At 64.6% G+C, this 19535-nt stretch carries 18 protein-coding genes; 3 read left to right on the forward strand and 15 right to left on the reverse strand.

All coding sequences use genetic code 11. The features are described from left to right. Positions 1–13: 13 nt before the first annotated feature. From BRA471DRAFT_RS13930 to BRA471DRAFT_RS13990, 13 genes are all read right to left on the reverse strand, one after another. Positions 14–1528 (reverse strand): tripartite tricarboxylate transporter permease, encoded by a 1515-nt coding sequence (locus tag BRA471DRAFT_RS13930; protein ID WP_007608176.1) that lies wholly within the window; start codon positions 1526–1528, stop codon positions 14–16. 4 nt (positions 1529–1532) lie between these two features. Further along, the gene (locus BRA471DRAFT_RS13935; RefSeq protein ID WP_007608177.1) at positions 1533–2027 is read right to left on the reverse strand and encodes a tripartite tricarboxylate transporter TctB family protein; all 495 of its coding nucleotides are present in this window, start codon (positions 2025–2027) and stop codon (positions 1533–1535) included. Positions 2028–2258: 231 nt separating this feature from the next. Next, on the reverse strand, positions 2259–3251 hold the full coding sequence (locus BRA471DRAFT_RS13940) for a tripartite tricarboxylate transporter substrate binding protein (RefSeq protein WP_007608179.1): 993 nt from the start codon (positions 3249–3251) through the stop codon (positions 2259–2261). Between the two features lie 129 nt (positions 3252–3380). Beyond that, entirely contained in the window at positions 3381–4151 is a 771-nt protein-coding gene (locus BRA471DRAFT_RS13945) for an RsiV family protein (protein ID WP_088931016.1), read from the reverse strand. A gap of 53 nt (positions 4152–4204) precedes the next feature. Beyond that, positions 4205–6361 carry a methylmalonyl-CoA mutase gene (gene scpA / locus BRA471DRAFT_RS13950; protein ID WP_007608183.1) on the reverse strand — a complete coding sequence of 719 codons (2157 nt, stop codon included), beginning with the start codon at positions 6359–6361 and terminating at the stop codon, positions 4205–4207. A 2-nt stretch (positions 6362–6363) separates the two neighbouring features. Further along, positions 6364–6543 carry a hypothetical protein gene (locus tag BRA471DRAFT_RS13955; protein ID WP_007608184.1) on the reverse strand — a complete coding sequence of 60 codons (180 nt, stop codon included), beginning with the start codon at positions 6541–6543 and terminating at the stop codon, positions 6364–6366. Positions 6544–6552: 9 nt separating this feature from the next. Further along, positions 6553–7017: a GFA family protein gene (locus BRA471DRAFT_RS13960; RefSeq protein WP_007608185.1), complete on the reverse strand. Its 465-nt coding sequence runs from the start codon at positions 7015–7017 to the stop codon at positions 6553–6555. After that, the gene (locus BRA471DRAFT_RS13965) at positions 7014–8885 is read right to left on the reverse strand and encodes a methylmalonyl-CoA mutase family protein (RefSeq protein ID WP_007608186.1); all 1872 of its coding nucleotides are present in this window, start codon (positions 8883–8885) and stop codon (positions 7014–7016) included. Before BRA471DRAFT_RS13965 ends, BRA471DRAFT_RS13960 begins: the two co-directional genes overlap by 4 nt. 81 nt (positions 8886–8966) lie before the next feature. Beyond that, the gene (gene folK / locus BRA471DRAFT_RS13970) at positions 8967–9458 is read right to left on the reverse strand and encodes a 2-amino-4-hydroxy-6-hydroxymethyldihydropteridine diphosphokinase (protein ID WP_007608188.1); all 492 of its coding nucleotides are present in this window, start codon (positions 9456–9458) and stop codon (positions 8967–8969) included. 1 nt (position 9459) lies between these two features. Next, a complete protein-coding gene (gene folB, locus BRA471DRAFT_RS13975) occupies positions 9460–9828 on the reverse strand; it encodes a dihydroneopterin aldolase (protein WP_007608190.1) in 369 nt (122 codons plus the stop codon). Beyond that, positions 9825–10685 (reverse strand): dihydropteroate synthase, encoded by an 861-nt coding sequence (gene folP / locus BRA471DRAFT_RS13980; protein ID WP_007608191.1) that lies wholly within the window; start codon positions 10683–10685, stop codon positions 9825–9827. Before folP ends, folB begins: the two co-directional genes overlap by 4 nt. Positions 10686–10959: 274 nt before the next feature. Further along, a complete protein-coding gene (locus tag BRA471DRAFT_RS13985) occupies positions 10960–11367 on the reverse strand; it encodes a DUF4332 domain-containing protein (protein ID WP_007608193.1) in 408 nt (135 codons plus the stop codon). Between the two features lie 26 nt (positions 11368–11393). Then, the gene (locus tag BRA471DRAFT_RS13990) at positions 11394–11759 is read right to left on the reverse strand and encodes a hypothetical protein (RefSeq protein WP_007608194.1); all 366 of its coding nucleotides are present in this window, start codon (positions 11757–11759) and stop codon (positions 11394–11396) included. 346 nt (positions 11760–12105) lie between these two features. Between BRA471DRAFT_RS13990 and BRA471DRAFT_RS13995 the strand changes: the two genes are divergently transcribed. The 3 genes from BRA471DRAFT_RS13995 (at position 12106) to BRA471DRAFT_RS14005 (ending at position 16644) form a co-directional block, all read left to right on the forward strand. Beyond that, entirely contained in the window at positions 12106–13734 is a 1629-nt protein-coding gene (locus BRA471DRAFT_RS13995) for a helicase HerA-like domain-containing protein (protein ID WP_007608195.1), read from the forward strand. A gap of 133 nt (positions 13735–13867) precedes the next feature. Next, complete coding sequence (locus tag BRA471DRAFT_RS14000; RefSeq protein ID WP_007608196.1) at positions 13868–15196, forward strand: glycosyltransferase family 87 protein; 1329 nt, start codon at positions 13868–13870, stop codon at positions 15194–15196. Between the two features lie 53 nt (positions 15197–15249). Then, positions 15250–16644, forward strand: coding sequence for a M20/M25/M40 family metallo-hydrolase (locus tag BRA471DRAFT_RS14005; protein ID WP_007608197.1), 1395 nt, complete (start codon positions 15250–15252; stop codon positions 16642–16644). A 207-nt stretch (positions 16645–16851) separates the two neighbouring features. Here the strand turns inward: BRA471DRAFT_RS14005 and BRA471DRAFT_RS14010 are convergent, their stop codons facing one another. Both BRA471DRAFT_RS14010 and BRA471DRAFT_RS14015 read right to left on the reverse strand, forming a co-directional pair. Further along, the gene (locus BRA471DRAFT_RS14010; RefSeq protein ID WP_007593534.1) at positions 16852–17631 is read right to left on the reverse strand and encodes a class II aldolase/adducin family protein; all 780 of its coding nucleotides are present in this window, start codon (positions 17629–17631) and stop codon (positions 16852–16854) included. A gap of 180 nt (positions 17632–17811) precedes the next feature. Beyond that, a complete protein-coding gene (locus BRA471DRAFT_RS14015) occupies positions 17812–19461 on the reverse strand; it encodes a glycosyltransferase family 39 protein (protein ID WP_007608198.1) in 1650 nt (549 codons plus the stop codon). Positions 19462–19535 lie beyond the last annotated feature (74 nt).

The following is a 19535-nucleotide window of genomic DNA, read 5'->3' on the forward strand; positions in this document are numbered from 1 at the left end:
CGCTCGCCCGATATCACCGGGATGTCGCCGCCACCCCCGTCCGTATCGGTTTAACCTTCCGCCACGCCCAGACCATCACCGGCCACAGCAGCGCCCCGATCGCCATGGCGGCGAGGATCGCGGCCACGGGGCGCTCGAAAAACGGCAAAATGCTGCCGTCCGACTTGATCAGCGAAGTGACAAAAGCCTGCTCGACCATGGTGCCCATGACGATGCCGAGCACCATTGCGGCGACGGGATAGCCGTTTGCTTCCATGACATAGCCGATCACGCCGAAGGCGGCGACGGTGACGACGCCGAACATGTTATTGCCGATCGCGAACGAGCCGACCGCGCAGCACAGCATGATGATCGGCATGATGGCGGAGCGCGGTGCCAGCAGGATGTAGGCGGCAATCCGGATCATGGCGATGCCGAGCGGGATCATCAAAATGTTCGCGATGATGAACATCAGATAGATCGCGTACATGCTCGACGCTTTCTCGGTGAACAGCGTCGGTCCGGGGTTGAGTCCCTTCATGTAGAGCACGCCGATCGCGATCGCGGCGATGGTGTCGCCGGGGATGCCGAACAGCAATGATGGCACCCAGCCCGAGGCGATGCTGGCATTGTTGCTGGCGCCGGCCTCGACCAGGCCCTCGACATGGCCGGTGCCGAATTTCTCCGGCTCCTTGGAGAAGCGCTTCGACATCGCATACGAGACCCAGGCGGCCATGTCGGCGCCGGCGCCGGGCAGCACGCCGATGATGATGCCGACGATGTTTCCGCGCGTCATCTGCCAATGGTATTTCTTGGTCAGCTTCCACTGACCGGCCATGATGCTTCCGAATTTGCGGCGCGGCAGCGGCGGCGGCTCGGGCGTCAGCATCGCGCGCATCACCTGCGCCACCGCGAACACGCCGACCAGCGCGGGGATCGGCTCGATGCCGCCGAACAGATCGGTGAGGCCGAAGGTGAAGCGCGGCACGCCGCCGGGATTTTCGATGCCGATGCAGGAGACCAGCAGGCCGAGGAACATGCCGGCGATCGCCTTCACCGGCGAGGAGCGTGCCACCAGCGTCGCGCACATCAGGCCGAGCAACGCCAGCCAGAAATACTCGAAGGTCGAGAACGACAGCGCGATCTCGGCCAGCGGCGGCGCCAGGATCATCAGCGACAGCACGCCGGCGATGCCGCCGACGGCCGAGAACCAGACGCCGGCCCCGAGCGCCAGCTCGGCCTGTCCCTTGCGGGTCATCGCGTAAGCCTCGTCGGCATAGGCGGCGGAGGCGGGCGTTCCCGGGATGCGCAGCAGCGCACCGGGAATGTCGCCGGAGAAGATCGCCATCGAGGAGGCCGCCACGATGGTGGCAATCGCTGCGATCGGCGAGAGATAGAAGGTGACGGGGACGAGCAGGGCGGTTGCCATCGTCGCCGACAGGCCCGGCAGAGAGCCGATCACGAGCCCGTACACCGAGGCTGCGAACATCGCGATGATGACCTCCCAGGTGGAGATCAGTGCGAACGCTTCGATCAGGGTCTTCAGCATGGGGTCACCAGGGCGTCGGCAACAGGCCGGCGGGAAGCGGCACGCGCAGCAGCTTGCCGAAGATGAGGTGGATGGCGAAGGGCGCCAGCGCTGCGAGCGGCAGCGCCAGCTTCCACTTCGCCCCCAACGCCGTCGAGGTGACGTAGACCATGATCGCCGCGGTGATGATGAAGCCGAGCCGGTCGGCCGCGACCACGTAGAACAGCAGCAGCGCCGGCGGCAGCAGCGCGCGCAGGCCGTACAACTTTCCCTGCGGCGGCGGGGCAGCCGCTGCCTGGCCATCCTCGAGCGGGATCAGCTCTTCCGCCTCTTCGAAGGTGTGGCCGATCCCGAACACGATCGCGAGCCCGCACAGCGCAAGCCCGATGCCGATCACGAGCGGAAATACGTTGGGGCCGACCGGCTGCCCGGGCACCGGCGGCAGCAGCCAGCCGCCATAGGCGGCTGCTGTGCCGAGCACGACGAGAAACGATCCCGTGACGGAGTCGGGAAGGCGCATGGGAGGAGTCCTATGAGAGGTGTTCTCCCTCTCCCCGCGCGCGGGGAGAGGGTCGGGGTGAGGGGGGCTCTCCGCGGGGGAGATGAAAGTTGGATTCGCGGAGAGTCCCCCTCACCCGGAATCCGCGCTTCGCGCGCATTCCGACCTCTCCCCGCAAGCGGGGCGAGGTGAACTGAGCGTGCGGACCGGCCACTTCAATCAACTATCGCCTCGCGTGAGAGCCGCAGGAGATCACGCCTTGCTCAAACCCGCCGCCTTCATCGCTTCGCCCATCTGAGCGTCCCCCTTGTCCATGAAGCTTGCGAACTGGCCGGCATCGCCCCACACGGTGCCGAAGCCGCGATTACCCATGAAGTCCTTGAACTCGGCGGAGTCGTAGACCTTCTTCAGCGCCGCGGTGAGCTTCGTTGCGATCTCCGGCGGAAGGTTCTTCGGCGCACCGATGCCGCGCCAGGCGCCGGTCGCGTAGTCGATGCCCATCGCCTCCTTCAGCGTCGGCACGTCCTTGAAGATCGGATTGCGTGCCGGCGCCATGATGGCAAGGCTCCTGGCCTTGCCGGCCTCGATGATGGCACGGGCTTCCGGCACCGAGCAGGTGGTGAGGTCGAGGCCGCCCGCGGCGAGGTCCTGCATCGCGGGCGCGGCGCCGTTCGACGGCACCCAGGCGACCTGGTTGGCGGGCAGGCCCATCGCCTGCATCCAGCCGACCAGCGCAAGATGCCAGATGCCGCCCTGGCCAGTGCCGGAGGCCTTGAACTTGCCGGGAGGGGCCGCCTTGATGGCTTCGGCGAGTTCCTTCACCGTCTTGTAAGGCGAGGAGGAGGAGACCTGGATGCCTGGGGGATCTTCGTTCATCAGCGCCAGCGGGGTGTAGCTCTTCGGCGCCAGTTCGGTCAGCCCTTGCCAGTGCATCATCGAGATTTCGACGGTGAGCATGCCGATGGTGTAGCCATCGGGCTGCGCGGTCGCGATCGCGGTATGGCCGACGACGCCGGAGCCGCCGGTGCGATTGACCACGTTGAAGGGCTGGCCGAGATCCTTCTCCAGAAGCGCTGCGACAATGCGCGCAGTCGCGTCAGTGCCGCCGCCCGCGCCCCAGGGCACGATCACGGTGACGGGCCGCGCCGGATAGGCTTGCGCAAGCGCGGGTGTGAGGCCGAATGCGGCCGACGCTGCAACCGCAGCGGAAGAGGCCGCAAAGCTGCGGCGCGTAATCTTGGACATGAATGCCTCCCAGCGGCGCCCATGACGTCAGGCGCTCTTGTCTATGGCGACATTCTAGTCGGCTTTGCAGCGCGGCTGCAAGGCAGCGCTACCAGCGCTCTGCGAGCAACCTGTCGCTGCTCAACACGATCACTGCGGCTCGTCCGCGTCGCTCTTCGGCCGCGAGCCGCCGAAGATGCGGGTGCCTTCCGCGGTGACATAAGGCTTCAGCGTTTCCCACGGCACGAATGCGACATATTCGCCCTCGGCGTAGGGTCCGACTGCATAGGGCGGATAGTGGAAGGTGAGGCCGGAACTCTTGCCCGCGTCGGTTGAGGGCGCGAGCGTCACGGCGCCGATCTTGAGCAGGCTCGGCTCCACGCTCTTGAACCATTCGTCGGTCGCGGTCTCGCTCGTATCGCGCTTCTTCTTCTCGATCTTCAACGATGCGATCACCGCCTTCACCATTGCCTTCATGGCCGGGCCGTTGTCGGCGGTTTCGGTGAAGAACGGGCGGATGGAGATGCGCTTGTTCTCCGCCTTGTCCCACAGGACCGTGTTCACGTCGGAGTTGGGATGGGCGCCGTGGGTGTCCATATAGTCGTTGCGCAGGACGCTGACATAGCGGTCGGCGACGACGGAGCGGACCGCGTATTTGCGCTCGAAGTCCCAGCCGCCATCCCTGAAGAACTGCGGATCCTCTTTGCGCGAGGCGGCGGCTTCTGCCGCGTTCTTGTCGATCCACTTCTTGCCTTCAGTCAGGCAGTCGGCCGCCAGCGCCGCATCGGCCTTGACCTTGTCGTCGAGGAAGACGCGGGCCTCGATGCTCTTGGTCTTGATGACCGCGTCGGGCTTGGGGTCGGCGGCATGGGCGGTAGCCAACAACGCACTGCAAGCTGCGCCCACAGCTAGCGCGCGCATGAACGCTGGCGCGGAAAATATCACGCACTGTCCTTTCGAAGATCGATGGCGACCTACTCCGCCGCCTCGCTATGCCCGAGCCGGGCATTCAGCTTGCGGATCAGCTCCTCGGCCGCGTCCGCGATCACCGTGCCCGGCGGGAAGATGGCTTCGGCGCCGGCCGCGTAGAGCGCGTCGTAATCCTGTGGCGGCACCACGCCGCCGACGATGATCATGATGTCGTCGCGGCCCTGCTTCTTCAGCGCGGCCTTCAGCTCCGGCACGGCCGTGAGATGGGCGGCGGCGAGCGAGGAGACGCCGAGGATGTGGACGTCGTTCTCGACAGCTTGCCGCGCGGCTTCGTCGGCAGTGGCGAACAGCGGCCCGATATCGACGTCGAAGCCGATATCGGCGAAGGCGGACGCGATCACCTTCTGGCCGCGATCGTGACCGTCCTGACCGATTTTTGCGACCAGGATGCGCGGACGGCGGCCTTCCGCCTCCTCGAAGGCGTCGATCAGCGCCTGAACCTTCTCGACCCGGTTACCCATGCTGGACGCCTCCCGCTTGTAGACGCCGGTGATGGATTTGATCTCGGCGCGGTGCCGGCCGAACACCTTCTCCATCGCGTCCGAGATCTCGCCGACGGTTGCTTTCGCGCGCGCAGCGTCGATGGCGAGCGCCAGCAGATTGCCATTGCCTTCGCCGGCCGAGCGCGTCAGCGCAGCGAGCGCGGCCTCGACATCCGTCTGGTTGCGTTCGGATTTCAGCCGCGTCAACTTGTCGATCTGAAGCCGGCGGACATTGGTATTGTCGACCTTGAGGATATCGATTGGAGCTTCGTCGGTCGGCTTGTATTTGTTGACGCCGATCACCGCCTGCTTGCCGGCATCGATGCGGGCCTGGGTCTTGGCCGAGGCCTCCTCGATGCGCAGCTTGGGCACGCCGGCCTCGATCGCCTTGGCCATGCCGCCGAGCTCCTCGACCTCCTGGATGTGGCCCCAGGCCTTGGCGGCGAGGTCGCGCGTCAGACGCTCGACATAATACGAGCCGCCCCAGGGATCGATGATGCGGGTGGTGCCGCTCTCCTGCTGCAGGAAGAGCTGCGTGTTGCGAGCAATGCGCGCGGAGAAATCGGTCGGCAAAGCGAGCGCCTCGTCGAGCGCGTTGGTGTGCAGCGACTGGGTGTGGCCCTGGGTCGCCGCCATCGCTTCCACCGTCGTGCGCATCACGTTGTTGAAGACGTCCTGCGCGGTCAGCGACCAGCCGGATGTCTGACAATGCGTGCGCAGTGACAGCGAGCGCGGATCCTTCGGATTGAAGGGCTTGAGCAGCTTCGCCCAGAGCAGCCGCGCGGCGCGCATCTTGGCGACTTCCATGAAGAAGTTCATCCCGGTCGCCCAGAAGAACGACAGCCGGGGCGCGAAGCGGTCGACATCGAGGCCCGCCGCGAGGCCGGCACGAAGATATTCAACGCCGTCGGCCAGCGTATAGGCGAGCTCGAGGTCCTGCGTCGCCCCGGCCTCCTGCATGTGATAGCCGGAGATCGAGATCGAATTGTATTTCGGCATTTTTTGCGAGGTGTACGCAAAAATGTCCGAGATGATCCGCATCGAGGGCGTGGGCGGATAGATGTAGGTGTTGCGCACCATGAACTCTTTCAGAATGTCGTTCTGAATGGTCCCTGAGAGCTTCTCCGGCGGCACGCCTTGTTCCTCGGCAGCCGCAACGTAGAGCGCCAGGATCGGCAGCACCGCGCCGTTCATGGTCATGGACACGCTCATCTGGTCGAGCGGAATGCCCGCAAACAGCGTGCGCATGTCGTAGATGGAATCGATGGCAACGCCGGCCATGCCGACGTCGCCGCCGACGCGCGGATGATCGCTGTCATAACCGCGATGGGTGGCGAGGTCGAATGCGACCGAAAGGCCCTTCTGCCCGGCCGCGAGATTGCGGCGATAGAATGCGTTGGAGTCCTCCGCCGTGGAGAAGCCGGCATATTGCCGCACAGTCCAGGGCTGGTTGACATACATGGTCGGGTAGGGGCCGCGCAGATAAGGCGCGATGCCCGGATAAGTCTCGAGGAAGTCGAGCCCGGCCAGGTCGGCCTCGCTATAAGCGGGCTTCACCAGAATGCCCTCGGGCGTCAGCCACGGCTCGGCGCTGCCGGTCGGCGCGGCGGTGTTGGCGCGCTCGAAGGCGACGTCGGCGAAATTGGGAATGCGGGTCATTCCTAGGAATCCTCAAACCTGCGATTGCGCTCAATCAGTTTTTGCACATTTTTCTTGTAGACGGGATCGTCCAAGCGGCTCTGAGTAATTTGGCCGGTCCCGTCCCAGAGCAGCCGCGCGAACAGCTTCCCAATCTTCCATTCTGCCAGACCGAGCAACGTTTGTCCGAGCAGCTGAAACATGGCGGCACCTCAATCATGATCGGGATGCTGATGGCTGACGATGGTCGCCATCTTCTCCGGTCCGTAATTCTGCTGCGTGGTCTGGCTCGGCAAATTGGCGATCCCGACCACCCAGCCGAGACGGGACTCGGTGCCGAACTGCCGTGTCGGCACCACGTGGTCAGGACGGTCGAACGCGCCGGTCATGATCTCGATCCGGTCGCCGTCGATGCGGCCAAAGCTCAGCGGCGTGCCGCAGGCGGCGCAAAAGCCGCGCTCGGCGATGGAGGAGGAGCGGAAGAACGACGGCTTCCCCTTGGTCCAGGCGAAGTCCGTCTTGTTGATGTCGGCAAAAGAGGCGAACGGCGCCCCGCTGGCCTTCTGGCACATCCGGCAGTGGCAGATCGAAACCCTGTTCGGCGCCGTCATGACTCCAAAGCGCACTGCCCCGCATTGGCAGCCGCCGGTGAGAACGGGTTTGCCTGCTTCCGTCATGGCTGCTCCATCCGTCGATACGTGTCTTGCAGCGTCGCAAGCGCATCACCACCGGCAAAGACGAAACCGGTGACCCCGGCTGCACGCAGCGCCGCCTCGGCATCGGTCGGGCGGCCTGCCAGATAGATAAGTCGGGTCCCGGCGGTTTGCAGGGCCTGCGCCGCGGCTTCGGCGTGTTCCGCATACACCTTGTCGCTGGAACAAAGGCAGGCGAGCCCGGCGCCGGAGGCCTTGAAGGCGGCAGCCAACTGGGCCGGATCGGCGAAGCCCTCGCTATCGACGGCCTGGATGCCACCGGTCTCGAACAAGCTTTTGGCAAAGGTCGCGCGCGCCGTGAAATCGGCGGGCGTGCCGAGATTGGCCAAAAACACTTTCGGCCGCGCGCCGTGTGCCTTCAACGCCGCATCGGATTTGTCGCGCAGCGCCTCGAACGGTTCCGCCAGCCGGATCGGCGGCAGCGCGTCGAACTTGTATTTTTGCTCGCCATAAGGCGCCAGCGCGATCGGCGTCGCCTTCAGCACCGTAGTCTCGTTCTCGCGCAGATTCGGAAACTCGCTGGCACCGGTCAGCACGTCGCGGCGTTTTGCGATGTTGGAGTCGCGGGCTTTTCGCGCGGCCGCGACCTTGCTCTGGAAGAGGCCCTGCTGAAGCGCAGCGAAGGCGCCGCCGGCTTTCTCGCTCTCCTGGAAGAGCGCCCAGGCCGTGTCGCAGAGCTGACCCGTCAGCGCCTCGATGCCGCCTGCGCCTGCCGCGGGATCGCTGACCTTGGCGAGATTGCTCTCTTCCAGCAGCACGAGCTGCGTATTGCGCGCCACGCGCCGCGCGAACGGATCGGGCAGGCCGAGCGCCAGCGTGTGCGGCAGCACGGTGATCGCGTTGGCGCCGGCAAGTCCGGCCGCAAACGTCGCCATGGTCGCGCGCAGCATGTTCACATAGGGATCGCGCTGCGTCAGCATGCGCCAGGCGGTATCGGCGGCGAGGAACAGCGGTCTTGGCGTGAGCCCGCACGCCGTTTCGATACGCGCCCACAGCAGCCGCAATGCGCGGAATTTTGCCATTGTGAGGAACTGATCTGCATCCGCGGCAAGCCGCGCATAGACCATGCCCTGCGCCTGCTCCAGCGGAACGCCCGCGCTCTCGATCGCGCGCAAATAGGCGACGCCGCAGGCGAGCACGAAGGCGAGCTCCTGCACCTCCGAGCCACCGGCATCGTGGATCACGCGTCCGTCGGCCGAGGCAAACGGCCCCTTGAAGCCGAGCGCGGCGAGGCCCTTGATGCCGCCAGTGATGGCCGGAACGATCTCGTCCCAGGTATAGGGGCTATGGCCCCACACCGCGCCGGCCGCGAGCGGATCGAGCCCGAAGCGGATGTCGCAGGCCGCGGGATCGATGCCCTTGCTCTTCACATATTCCGCGACGTGGATCGCCGCCATCCGTGACTGCGGACCGATCTCGAGCTCGAGGCCGATGCCGGCATCGAGATGGATATCCTTCAAAATCTTTGCGACTGCGTCCGCGGTCGGTTCCAGCCCGAAACCGTGAGCGGCATTGCCGCCGGCGAACACCAGCGCCAGACCCGTCGCGCCATTTTCGAGATCGGTTAGTGCCTGCGCATTCGCTGCACTTGCATCGGGATGGTCGATCCGCTGCATGATCTGCCAGGGCGCCGCCGCCGGCCGCCCCACCACGGGCGCAACGCCTTTGGCGCGCGGATAGAGTGGATCGATCCTGATGCCGTCATAGGTCTTGCCGACCAGCTTCTCGAACGGCGCGCCCTTCAGCACGCCATCGACCAGTTTGCGCCAGTCGTCGACGGTCGCCTTGGGAAAGTCCGCCGCCAGCGGCAGGTCGTCAGTCGCGGAGGTCATACGGCGAAGGGCTCCCGAAAATCTTGTTGTTCGCAGGCGAAATTGCCACGGCCGGCCGTCCCTGCAAACGGTTGTTTTTGGTTAACCGGTATCCGGAAGCCGCTCAATGCCTTGTGTCGAGACGCTGGCGAGACCGTCACGGACACGAATGCCTGCGATCACGCGGTCGGGCGCGATCTCGGCCAGCGGCACCAGCACAAAGGCGCGCTCGAACAGGCGCGGATGCGGCAGGGTCAGGTCGGGTTTCTGCATCGACACGTCGTCATAGGCGATCATGTCGAGATCGAGCGTGCGCGGGCCCCAGCGCCGCTCTTTATCGCGCGTGCGGCCGAATTTCTGCTCGACCTTCTGCATCACGAACAGTAGCGCATGCGGATCGAGGCTGGTCTCGATTTCGATGCAGGCGTTGATGAAGGGGGCCTGGTCCTCGTCGCCCCAGGGCGGCGTCGCATAGTCCGACGAGCGCGCGGTCAACGCAGCCTGCGCCATGCCGCAGATATGAGCGATCGCCTTCTGGAACGTCGCGCGGACATCGCCGACATTGCCGCCGAGCGCAATCAGGACGCTCGCCATGTCAGGGGTGCCGCGAGCGCGTCAGCATGACGCCGACGTCGTCGAAGATCGCGGCGATCGGCGCATGTGGCTTGTGCACGGTAATCTTGACCGCACGGATGCGCGGAAAGTGCGACAGGATGGCATCGGCGACCGCGCCGGCCGCGCGCTCCAGCAGCTTGTAGTTGGTGTTCTTGAAGGCCGCGGTGGTGGTCGCGACGACGTCGGCGTAGGACACGGTGTCGGAGAGGCGGTCAGAGCGCGACGGCTCCGACAGGTCGGTATAGAGCTCGAGATCGATGACAAAACGCTGGCCGACCTCGGTCTCGTGCTCCATCACGCCGTGGCGGGCATGGATCGACAGGCCGCTCACGAAGATCGTATCGGTCATGGCTTGCTCTCGATTGCGTGCGCCACTCGCAGGGCCTGCAAGGTCTCGGCGACGTCATGGGTCCTGATGATTTTCGCGCCGCGTTGCGCAGCGATCAGATGCGCGGCGATCGAGCCGGCGAGCCGCTCTGTCGGCTCCGACGGCGACACCGAGGCGATGAAGCGTTTTCGCGAGGCACCAACGAGGATCGGCAGGCCGAACATGTCAAGCTCGCGAAGTCGCGCCAGCGCAATCATGCTCTGTTCGGCCGTCTTGCCGAAGCCGATGCCGGGATCGAGCACGATCTTGTCGCGGGCGATGCCGGCTTCTGCCGCGATATCCAGCGAGCGCTGGAAGAACGCCTTCATGTCCGCAATGATGTCGATAGCGGGATCGACGCTGTCGCGGTTGTGCATGACGATGACGGGGGCGCCCTTGGCGGCCACCATCGGCGCCATGCCGGCGTCGCGCTGCAGGCCCCAGACGTCGTTGGCGATCACAGCACCCTGGGCGAGCGCGAAGGCCACCACCTCCGCCTTCATGCTGTCGATCGAGACCGGCACGCCGAGCGCCACGATGTCCGATAGCACCGGCTTGAGCCGGGCCAGTTCGTCTGCCGCGGTGACCGGCCGGGCGCCCTTGTAGGGCCGGGTGGACTCGGCACCGATATCGATGATGTCGACCCCGGCCTCGATCATCGCCCGTGCCCGCGCGAGTGCCTGCTCGGGCGCGATGAATTCGCCGCCGTCGGAGAATGAATCCGGGGTGACGTTGAGCACGCCCATCACCGCCGGGATCGGCCGCTCCAGCAGCGTCCGCAGCACGTCGAGCCCGACTGAACCGGCCGCCGGGACGGATGGGGAGGGCGAGGCATTCATGCGGCCCGCTTTAGCGGTCGGGAAGGGGGGATTCAAGACGGGAAGCGGTGGGTTGCCAGCGTTTCGGCACGGCCTCGCACACCCTCGCTGTCATTGCCCGCGAAAGCGGGCAATCCAGTATTCCAGAGACAGTGCCACGATACGGAGGAGCCGCGGCGTACTGGATACCCGCTTTCGCGGCGTATGACGGCGGAGTTGGGGGATGCATTGTTGCCCATCGGGCAAAACGATGCCGAGAGAGTAGCGCCCACTCCGTATCCGGAGAGCAGCAGCCCTAATACGAAATCTTCGGCGGCAGCTTCTTCGCCTTGGCGATGATGTCGCCGACCGACTTCTCCGAGGGCAGGATGCGGAGCAGCTTTTTCTTCTCGTTGGCGTCCCGCATGCTCTGGGCGAGCCTTGCCGGATTTCTGTAGGCGAGCTCGCGCACGGTGGTGACGCCGGCCGCGCGGACCAGGCCGACCTTGGCCCGGCCCATGCCGGGGATGCGCATGTAGTCGGAGACGTTGGCCCATTCCAGCAGCAACTGCTCGCTGATGCCGGTCTTGGCGGAGAGCGCCTTGCGGCCCTTCACGGTCGAGGCCGCCTCGAGCAGCGCATCGGTGGTGCGGATACCTTGCGCCTTCAACTTGTTGGCGGCAAAGGCCGACAGGCCCTCAATCTCGGAGATCGGATATGTCATGATACTCGATGTGAAATGCGCAGGCGTCAGGCGAACTGGCTGAGGCCCGGGGTCCCCGCGATGATCTTGCCCATCTGATCCGCTCCGATTTTGTCTCGGCCGAAGCGAAAAAGTTCACGGGCGATGTTCTGAATCTCGGACATCCCAAGTCCCAGGCTCATCAGGCGCGTGCCGACCGCCATCAGGCCGCCGCCCATCAGCCGTGACAGTCCTCCGCCGCTGCCGGACGCTTCGATTGCCGCTTCTGCACCTGGAATGTGGTCGATCAGTACCTGGACGCTGTCGGAAGGACCCTCGTTGCGGAGGAAGCCCAGGATAATGCCGACGGTCTTTTCGGCGACAGCACTATCTATGCTGGCGTTTGTCGCCAGCCGCCCGATTAGCTCGTCCATATGGCCGCCCCTCAGCCGGTTCACATGCCGGAGTATTGCTTTCGAGAATGATCTTGAGCCGGTGTGATATGAAATACAAGCGATGAACGCCATCAACGTTCCGATTCAGTCTCGAACGCGCGAGAAGTGTTGCAGTGATGCAAGAGCGGAGATGAAATCGGCAAAAAAATGCCGCGATGCGAATGCGTCGTTCCTACTTTCGGCGGATGCCACCCGCATGTTTCCGACGATGTCGCATGCCCGGAGCGCGTTGAATGGTTTCAATCAGCGTGCGACATGCGTTAAACTACGGAACTGGTGCATTCGAGTTTCGATATGCGAAACAGGGCAGAGAGATCAGAGAATAATGACCGCACAGGACAGCAAGCTCGGTGATACCGACGAGAAGATCTTCGTCGGTAAAGGAAACGAGCAGGCATGGCTGACGCTGGCGTTCGCCAATCGCCACGGCCTCGTCACGGGTGCAACCGGAACCGGCAAGACGGTCTCGCTGCAAGTGATGGCGGAAGGATTTGCGCGCGCCGGTGTTCCAGTGTTCGCGGCCGACATCAAGGGCGACCTCTCCGGCATCTCCGAGGTTGGCGAAGCCAAGGATTTCATCGTCAAGCGCGCCACCGAGATGGGCCTGACGTTCGAGCCCGACCAGTTCTCGACGGTGTTCTGGGACGTGTTCGGCGAGCAGGGCCACCCGGTACGGGCGACCGTCACGGAAATGGGCCCGCTGCTGCTCGCACGTATGCTGGACCTGAACGATGTGCAGGAAGGCGTGCTCAACGTTGCCTTCCGTGTCGCCGACGACAACGGGCTGACGCTGATCGACATGAAGGATCTGCGCGCGCTGCTCGATGCCATCGTGCCCGATGCCGGCAAGAAGGGGACGGATGCCGAGGAGAGTCCGCTTGCCGAGATCAAGAAGGCGGCGCAGGGTTTTGGCAACGTTACCAAGGCCACGGTCGGCACTATCCAGCGCCAGCTTCTGGTGCTGGAGAACCAGGGCGCCACCAAATTCTTCGGCGAGCCGGCGCTGACGCTGAAGGACTTCATGAAGACCGACCGCGACGGCCGCGGCATGGTCAACATCCTCGTCGCCGACAAGCTGCTGCAGAGCCCACGGCTTTACGCGACATTCCTGCTGTGGATGCTGTCGGAATTGTTCGAGGAGCTGCCCGAGGCCGGTGACCTGCCCAAGCCGAAGCTGGTCTTCTTCTTCGACGAGGCGCATCTGTTGTTCAACGACGCGCCCAAGGCGCTGATGGACAAGATCGAGCAGGTGGTGCGCCTGATCCGCTCCAAAGGCGTCGGCGTCTATTTCGTGACGCAAAACCCGGTCGACGTACCCGACCGCGTGCTCGGACAATTGGGCAACCGGGTGCAGCACGCGCTGCGCGCCTTCACCCCGCGCGACCAGAAGGCGGTCGCCGCCGCGGCCCAGACCTTCCGGCCCAACCCGAAGCTCGACACCGCCAAGGTGATCATGGAGCTCGGCAAGGGCGAGGCGCTGGTCTCGTTTCTCGAAGGCAACGGCACGCCGGCGATGGTCGAGCGGGTGATGATCCGGCCGCCATCGGCCCGGATCGGACCGATCACGCCGGAAGAGCGCAAGGCGATCATGGATGCAAGCCCGGTGAAGGGCAAATACGACACCGCCGTCGATGCAGAGTCCGCCTACGAGATGATTCAGAAGCGCATTGCCGGCACGGCTGCGACTGCCGATCCCGGCGCGGCTGGCGGAAATGGAGGCGGCGGCATCCTCGGCCAGATCGGCTCGATGGTCGGCAGCATCTTCGGTACCAACGTCAAGCGCGGCCGCCTCTCGACCGGCCAGGTCATCGCCCGCGACATGACCCGATCGGTTACCAATCAGGTGATCGGGGGGATGGCCGCCAATATCGGCAAGTCGGTCGCCGGCCAGCTTGGTGGCTCGATCGGCCGCACGCTGGTCCGCGGCGCGCTCGGCGGCTTGCTGCGCAGGTAGGCAGAAAGCCTCGTTTGAGGCAATTCGTCCGCAGACCCGCCGCTTGTGCGCGGCGGGTACAAATTCGGGTGATCAGGACTCTCCAAGCGTCCGTCGGTCTGCTAGGTGCTATGGCCCCTGACTGGACCACATCGTGACCTCACCTAAATCTTTCGTCCGACCCGGCGCATTCCGAAACCTGTCGTTGCGTGCGCCGCTCGACCTGCTCTTCCTGCTCTGCTGCTTCATCCTGGCTGCCGATGTCCTTGGTCCCGAGATCTTCGGCCACGGCAAAACCAAGGACTACGGCCTGTGGTACTGGGCCGGGCAGCAGGTCTTGAACGGTGGGCCGCTCTATCCCGCCGACATCCGCGAGTACTTCGAGTTCATCTACCCACCGCTGCCGGCGATCCTGCTGGCGATCCCGAGCTGGTTCGGCAAGATCGCGCTCTACACCGTGCTGTCGATCCTGAATATTGCGGCGTGGTGGTACACCGGGATGCTCTCCAATGCCATGACCGGTTCGGGCCGCACGCCTGGCCCCTGGCTGGAGGCGCTGCCCGCTCTCGTCACCGTGACCTTCGTGTTCGACATGTTCGATCTTGGCCAGCCGAACCTCGTCCTGCTGGCGATGATTCTCTACGGCTTCTGGAGCTTGCAGCATCAACGCTCCTGGCTCGCAGGCTTCATGTTCGCGCTCGCCACCGCTATCAAGGTGTTTCCCATTGCGGTGCTGCCCTATCTGGTCTGGCGGCGAAAGTGGGGAGCCGCTGTCGCTACGGTCGCCTTCACCGGCATACTTCTCTATATCGTGCCGGCCCCCATTCGCGGCTTCGAGCGCAACGCCGCCGAGGTCAAGACCTGGTATCAGGGCATGGTCGGGTCGAGTTCGGAAAAAGGATTTGGCCAGCGCGACGAGCAGAACTGGTCGTGGGTGAACCAGTCGCTCATTGCTGTCACGCACCGGCTGGTCCGGCCCATCAACTACAATCAGGAGGATCCGAACAAGCCGCCTCGCACAATGAACGTCATCGACGTCGATTACGGGACGGCGAACTGGATCGTGCTGGCGCTGTCGGCGTTGCTCGGATTGGGCTTCGTCGCGGTCATGCCACGGCAAATGCGGCGTACGGCGCGCTCGGACGCCGAGGAGCTCGGCATCCTGTTCTGCCTGATGACGGTGGCCTCGCCCCTGGCGCGGCAATACTACTTCATCTGGCTGTTCTTCCCGATGACGGTGCTGATGCATCGTGCCGCCTTCGACGAGCGGGCGAACGTGCGCCTGGGAACCTGGCTCGCCCTTGGCGCCGCCGGCATCCTCATGCTGCTGGCGCTGCCGTGGTTTCCCAATGTCTTGCAGGCCTGGGGCAATAACCTTGTCGCCACGGCGGTCCTCGCAGCTAGTCTCGCATGGCACATCCGGCATCCGCCGGTTGCGGCTGGCCCCAACGCCGCGGCGGCGCTAAAAGCCGATAGTTCTTGAGAAGACATCTTGAGCCCCGACGTCTTGGGATTCGAACGCAGGGAATACGACCAATGGCAAATGCGCAGCTTCAATCCGTGCTCGACCACATCGACAAGGAGTTCGACAACAGCCTGGAGCGTCTGTTCTCGCTGTTGCGGATCAAGTCGATCTCCGCCGATCCGGCCTTCGCGGCCGATTGCAAGGCGGCGGCCGAGCATCTTGCCAGGGATATCGCGAGCCTCGGCGTCGCGACCGAAGTGAGGCCGACCGCCGGCCATCCCGCGGTCGTCGGCAAGAGCGTCGCGGGCGGCCGGCCGCATGTGCTGTTCTACGGCCACTATGATGTGCAGCCGGTCGATCCCCTCGAGCTCTGGCACCGTCCGCCATTCGAGCCTGCTGTGACCGACCATGCCGACGGCCGCAAGATCATCGTGGCGCGCGGCGCCGAGGACGACAAGGGCCAGGTCATGACCTTCGTCGAGGCCTGCCGCGCCTGGAAGAAAGTGACGGGGTCGCTGCCGATCGATGTCACGTTCCTGATCGAAGGCGAGGAAGAAGTCGGCTCGAAGAACTTCGTGCCGTTCATCGAAGCCAACAAGGACGAGTTTAGGGCGGACTACGTGCTGGTCTGCGACACCGGCATGTGGGACCGCGACACGCCGGCGATCACGACCTCGCTGCGCGGCCTGCTCTATGAGGAGCTCAAGATCACCGCCGCCAATCGCGACCTGCATTCCGGCGTGTTCGGCGGCAGCGCGATGAACCCGATCCGGGTGCTGACCAAAATTCTCGGCGGGCTGTTCGACGATGACAACCGTATCACTATTCCCGGGTTCTATGACGGGGTGAAGGACACGCCGCCGGACATTCTCGCGCAGTGGAAGAAGCTCGATTTCACACCGGACACGTTCCTCAAGCCCGTTGGGCTATCGATACCCGCCGGCGAGAAGGGCAGGCTCCTGGTCGAGCAGGCTTCCACGCGTCCGACCTGCGACGTCAACGGCATCTGGGGCGGATATATCGGTGAGGGCTCGAAGACGGTGATCCCGTCGCACGCATCGGCCAAGGTCTCGTTCCGGCTGGTCGAAGGCCAGGATCCCGCGAAGATCAGAAAGGCTTTCCGTGAGTACGTGACGGCGCGCATTCCGGGAGACTGCAAGGTCGAGTTCGGCGACCACTCCGCCGGGCCTGCGATAGCGCTCGACTGGAACATGAAGCCGCTCGCCGCGGCCAAGACCGCGCTGACCGAGGAATGGGGCAAGGAGACCGTGCTGATGGGATCGGGCGCCTCGATCCCGATCGTCGCAGACTTCAAGCGCGCGCTCGGGATGGATTCGCTGCTCGTCGGTTTCGGCCTCGACGACGACAACATCCACTCGCCGAACGAGAAGTACGACCTCCGCAGCTTCCAGAAGGGTATCCGTTCGTGGGCGCGCATCCTCGCGGCGCTGGCGGAGGTGAAGTAGTGCGCAGCTCTCTATCCTCATCCTCGTCATTGCGAGCGTAGCGAAGCAATCCAGAAATCCCTCCGCGGAGCCAGCCTGGATTGCTTCGTCGCTTCGCTCCTCGCAATGACGGGGCCAAATAAAAACGCCGCCCGGAATTGGGCGGCGTTTCATTCCAAAAGGCGTAGAGGTTCGTTGACCGCTACCCTACACCAAATCCCGAAAATTTCAAGACCGGTAGCCCGGAAGCTCGCGGTCCAGCTTGCGCAGCAGCGGCGGCCATACGAGGTTGGTGGCGCGCAACTCGGCGCGGTCGCGGTTGGCGAGCAGCTCGGTGTTCTTGTCGATCGCGACATCGTCGACCGGGTAGACCGGGGTGCCCAGCGCGCGCGTACGCACCTGCATCGAGCAGGCCCGCTCCAGGTGATACATGCGCTCGAAAGCCGAGGCGACCGAGCGGCCGACCGTCATCGTGCCGTGGTTGCGCAGCAGCATGTGGTTGTGGTCGCCGAGGTCCTTCTGCAGCCGCGGCCGCTCGTCATGGTCGAGCGCGATGCCCTCGTAGTCGTGATAGGCGAGGTCGTGGGTGACGAGCTGGGCGGTCTGGTTCAGCGGCAGCAGGCCTTCGGCGCTGCTCGAAACCGCGGTGCCGTCGAGGGTGTGGAGATGCAGCACGCAGATGGCGTCCTCGCGCACTTCGTGGATCGCCGAGTGGATGGTGAAGCCGGCGGGGTTGATGCTGTACTCGCTCTCGGAGAGCTGGTTGCCGTGCAGATCGACCTTGACCAGACTCGACGCCGTGATCTCGTCGAACATCAGCCCGTAGGGGTTGATGAGGAAATGATGGTCTGGGCCGGGCACGCGCGCGGAGATGTGGGTGTCGACCAAATCGTCCCAGCCGTAGAGCGAGACGAGGCGATAGCAGGCGGCGAGATTAACCCGTTGCTGCCACTCGGCCTCCGTCATGTTCGACGGCACTTCCTTCAGGCGCGCTTCCGCTGGCGACATGGCTGATCTCTCCGAACATCGTTGTTGCGGGGAGGGAGCCTAGTCTTGCCGCGACCTGCCAGCAAGGCACACAAAGCGCGGCAGTCCAGCGTAGCCCGCATGAGCGAAGCGACATGCGGGGCTGCCTGATAGGCCCCGGATGTCGCTGCGCTCATCCGGGCTACGGGCCGGAGGAATTTATTACGGCGCCGGGATCGAGAGCAGGCTGGAAATGCTGCTGCCGCGGATGTCGTAGACGCGGGCGAACACCACGTCGTCGCGCTTGATCTCGACCAGCACCGGCGCGGTGAGGCCCTTGCAGTAGAACTCGCCGAGCGTCATGGCGAAATCGGCGGCATTGGAATCCCAGCCGATGGTGAAATCGGGACCGAGCGCGACCTGGGCGGGGCGCTGCGGACCGCACACAGCGACCTTCCATTTGCGGTTGCGCGGCGGCACTTCCTGGCGTTCCACCAGCTGCTCGCGCAATTCGTCGGAGGCCTGCTTCAGCGCCAGACCCCAATAGTCCAGCATGAAGCGGTCGTCGGCACCGCGCACGGTGCCGGCGATGTGGTTGAAGTGGGTGTATTGATAGGGATGCAGCCGGATCATCTCGGCCAGCGAGAGCGCAAGGCCAAAGCAGAAGGTGGCGAGCACGACCGGTTGCCAGGTGCGGTGCTTGGCGCGCAGGCGCTCCATGGCCCAGCCAAAGGCGACGCCACCGAGCACCGCCATCGGCGGGATCACGAAGACGAAATGGCGGATGCCGTTGTACAGCGCCGGCCGCTTCACCATCGCGATCGCGAGCGGCAGCGTCGCGGCGAGCGTGAGCATCAGCAGGATGGTCTTGCGGCGAGCGGGAACCTCACTACGCGGCAGCAGTGCGAAGGTGCCGATCACGGCGCCGAACATCAGCACCAGCATCACCTCGGGCAACTGAAGCGCGAACAGCGTCGGCAGATAGGACCAGGGCATGTCGGGCACGGATACGATCGCGCCGTCGAACATCTCCTTCCAGGGTTTCTCGAAGAAGTGCGAGAAGTAGGTCAGCGCCTCGAAGGGATTGCCGGGCTCCATGATCGACCACGGCCAGATCAGCCCCATCACGAGGTAGCCGAGCACGAGGCCGGGCAGCAGCACGTAGACGACATGAGCGAAGCGTCGGACCGACTCGCGGAGGCCCTCGCTGCGCAGTTCCTCCAGGAACAGCGGCATGAAGCCGATCACGGCATAGACCAGCGCAAGGCCGCCGAGGATGCGGGTGCCGAGCGAAAGGCCGGCACCAAGGCCGACGATGAGGATCGTGCGCGGCGAAGGCTGCGGATATTCTTCGGCGAGGCGGACGAGGCCCAGCATCAGGATGATCATGGCCACCGCGAAGGGCGCATCCTTCGGGTTCATGAACATGTGGCCGTAGAAGATCGGGCAGAGCGCGAGCAGCAGGAGTGAGGCAAGTCCCGCAAGGGGGCCGCCGACACGGCGGCCGAGCCGCCACGTCACCGCAAGTCCGATCACGCCGACGACGGCGCCGACCAGACGGCGCGTCTCGAACAGCTCGAGCGGAATCACCTTGTGCAGGAGGGCCGCGACCATGTCGAAGCCGCCGCCATACATGTAGAGATTGGCGAAGGAGAGTGCCGCGGTGTCCTTGAAACCGGAACCGAACATGCGCAGCAGCAGGTCGGCATATTCGGCGTGGGTGTAGTCGTCCCAGCCGAGCCCATAGTCGCGGAAAGTCAAGCCAGCAATGACGGCGACCGCGGCCAGCACCAGCATGGCGAGATCGTCGCAAGTCCGTTCAACCGAGCGCCGCAGAGGCGTGTCGATCGCCGAAGTCGTGATGGATGTCATGGCTATTGGTGACCCGGAATCCCCTCTTGGCCCTGCTGGTGCGCGCGGGCCACTTCCCCGGAATCCCTATAGCG

It is taken from the genome of Bradyrhizobium sp. WSM471 (genome assembly GCF_000244915.1).
Lineage (GTDB): Bacteria > Pseudomonadota > Alphaproteobacteria > Rhizobiales > Xanthobacteraceae > Bradyrhizobium.